3 protein-coding genes are annotated in these 2,691 nt (G+C 59.1%); 2 read left to right on the forward strand and 1 reads right to left on the reverse strand.

All coding sequences use genetic code 11. The features are described from left to right. Positions 1-416: radical SAM protein (locus PHP59_RS12480; protein ID WP_300167461.1), on the reverse strand; the 416-nt coding region annotated here is incomplete at its 3' end. A 181-nt stretch (positions 417-597) separates the two neighbouring features. Here PHP59_RS12480 and PHP59_RS12485 point away from each other — a divergent pair. Both PHP59_RS12485 and PHP59_RS12490 read left to right on the forward strand, forming a co-directional pair. Further along, positions 598-1,512: a hypothetical protein gene (locus tag PHP59_RS12485; RefSeq protein ID WP_300167463.1), complete on the forward strand. Its 915-nt coding sequence runs from the start codon at positions 598-600 to the stop codon at positions 1,510-1,512. A gap of 4 nt (positions 1,513-1,516) precedes the next feature. Further along, the coding region (locus tag PHP59_RS12490) for a type IV pilin N-terminal domain-containing protein (protein ID WP_300167465.1) at positions 1,517-2,691 on the forward strand (1,175 nt) is incomplete at its 3' end.

A 2,691-nucleotide genomic window follows, 5' to 3' on the forward strand; every position in this document is an offset into this window, starting at 1 on the left:
TGGGGCGGGTGGAGCCGGATCTCGTCGACCAGCCCCTGCAGGCGCCGGAGCACCGCTTCGTCGGGCGCAAGGGCGGTGTAGAGGTGGATCTGGTGATCCGGGCCGAAGTGCTCCTTGAGAGCACGGCAGTACTCCACCACCCGGTCGAGTTCGATCAGGGGTTCGCCGCCGGTGACGCCGGTCCCGAGAGCGCTCATGCTCTCCGCAACCTCGATGGCTTCAGACGGCGACGAGACCTGCCGTTCGTTTGCAAAGACCACGTCCCGGCCTTTTCGCTCACGCGAGAGCGGGCAGTACCAGCAGGTGCGGCGACACCGGCCGGTCACGAAGAGAACCATCTTTGCTCCCTGGTGGCAGAGGACGCACCCCGGCGAGAGGGATACTCCGTCCGGGGCTATTCCAGAGTCCTGTGGCATGTCGTAGTAATAATGGAGGGCGGAGATGAAAAGGTTTGATGGTGGGGGATGGGGGTAGCAAAACGGCGACCTTTCCGATTGTTGAGCGCCACATTCCTGCAGTTTCTTGTTTCCGGATGAAGAAACGCAAGGAGGCGAACAATACATAAATATAGACTTCACGTAGAGAATTACTTTGACTATGCCGCTGTGCGCACGTGATGACGGCCTCTCGGAGGTCGTCGGTTTCGTCCTGCTCCTCGCCCTGATCGTCGTGGCGCTCTCGCTCTACCAGGTCTACGGCGTCCCGGCGGCGGGAAGAGAGGCGGAGATCGCGCACATGAACCAGGTGAAGGACCGGTTCGTGGATTATAAGATTGCTCTGGACTCACTGTGGCTGAACAACAGGAACGGTGTCCTCCTCTCGACGGCCTTCGACCTCGGGACGGGTTCGGCGGCGACCGGGGGCAGCGCCTTTTCGCTCCCGATCCTTACGCCAGCAGGATCGGGGGGGACGGTCTCGGTGACAGGAGGCGGGGCAAACCTGACCGTCACGGCACTGAAAGGCGAAACTGAGGTCCCCGTCATACGGGATCTTTCCCTCGGGAGCCTCACCTACCAATCCTCGAACCGCTACTGGGTGGAGCAGACCTGGACCTACCAGGGGGGCGCGGTCTTCCTCTCCCAAGAAGGGGGGACGACGGTGCGGGTCGCGCCGTCGATCTCGGCGAGAAAGACGAATAATGATAATATAGACCTTACTGTAGCTCCGATCAGCCTTGATGGATCGGATACGATCGCGGGCTCGGGGCCGGTGCGGATCGAGACACGGATGCGCTGGAGCGAGTCTCTCTCCCCGGAACGATACGATCGGGTGGATCTGATCATCGAGGCCGACGATCCAGCGATGGCCCGGGCCTGGAAGAGGGCGTTCGACGAGGTCCGGCGGAGCGCGGTTGGAGGGGAAGACGACCCATTGTGGATATCGACCGACCTGAGCGGGAATAGAGCCACGCTCTCTCTAGAGCCGGGGGAAGACGGCAAGGAAGTGATCCTCACCCGGCATCCCGCGAGTTACGAGGTAAGGATCCACAGCGCGGCGTCACTGGTGGAATGAGAATATGAGGCAACAGATCAGTGAAGAAGGCGTCTCCGAGGTGGTCGGGGTCATGCTCCTGATCGGCCTGACCGTTCTTGCCATGGCAATTGTGGCGGCCATCTTCCTCTCCAGCCCCCAGCCGGACGAGATCCCCCATGCAGCCATCGCCGCAGGGAATATGAGCGGCAAACTCATCCTCGCCCACGAGGGGGGCGACCCCCTGAGAGCGGGGGAGTACCGGATCTACATCAACACCGGGAGCGGACTTGTGGAGAGGACTGGTGATTTTTCCGAACCCGAGGGCGGCATCTGGTCTATCGGAGAGAGCATCAACTATACCGGCACGGAGACGCTGAGGAGGGTGGTTGTGACCGTGATATCGGGCGGCAGCGAGACGATCCTTTCTGAGCCAGCCTTCGTAAGAGGAGGGTCAAAGTTCTCCCCGGACCCGGTGGAGCCGGATGGGGGGGACGGGGATGATGAGCCGGAAGAATCATTCATCAATTTCACCATCAAGGAGAACGTTTTTGTCTACGGTACCGCTCTCAGCATAGGGGAGGGAGGAACAGGACACGGAAGTACAACAATTACAGGCCCAAATGCAACGGTTGTTATTACCCAAGGGTTGAAAAGCAAAGATCTTGGTGGTGGAGGTCCTGGTATCGCCGTCACGAACATCTACATCAATGGCAGCGTTAACCTCGACGGCGGGAGTGCCGGCCTCGGGTCGGCAACACAACCCGGTGCCATCTACGTCAACGGCGATCTCATGTTAGGGAGCGGACAGCGACACACCTACGGCGACGTCTACGTCAACGGCGATTTCAACCTGAAAGACGCGTGGATTCACGGGAAAGTCTACGTTGCTGGAAACCTCACCCTGGGCAATACCCCCACGATTGTAAATGACGCACGCATTTATTACACGGGCACGCTCACGACCCCTGAACATTACGATAGCAATTATGCTACCAACATAGTTGCAAAGTGCATCAACCAGACAACCGTGCCTGGATTCACCATGCCGGATCTAGAGATACCTTCCACCAAATCAGCTGATTGGTACGCAGAAAACTACACATCGAATGGGCCCCTGACGGACAACAAGAAGATATTCGCCCCCAGTTACTCCTCCCCATCCGGAGCTACCGCAAGCAATGTCGTCATCATAGCAAGTGACGGCGACATATCGATCAC

It is taken from the genome of Methanofollis sp., from assembly GCF_028702905.1.
In the GTDB taxonomy this organism is placed as follows: Archaea; Halobacteriota; Methanomicrobia; order Methanomicrobiales; family Methanofollaceae; genus Methanofollis.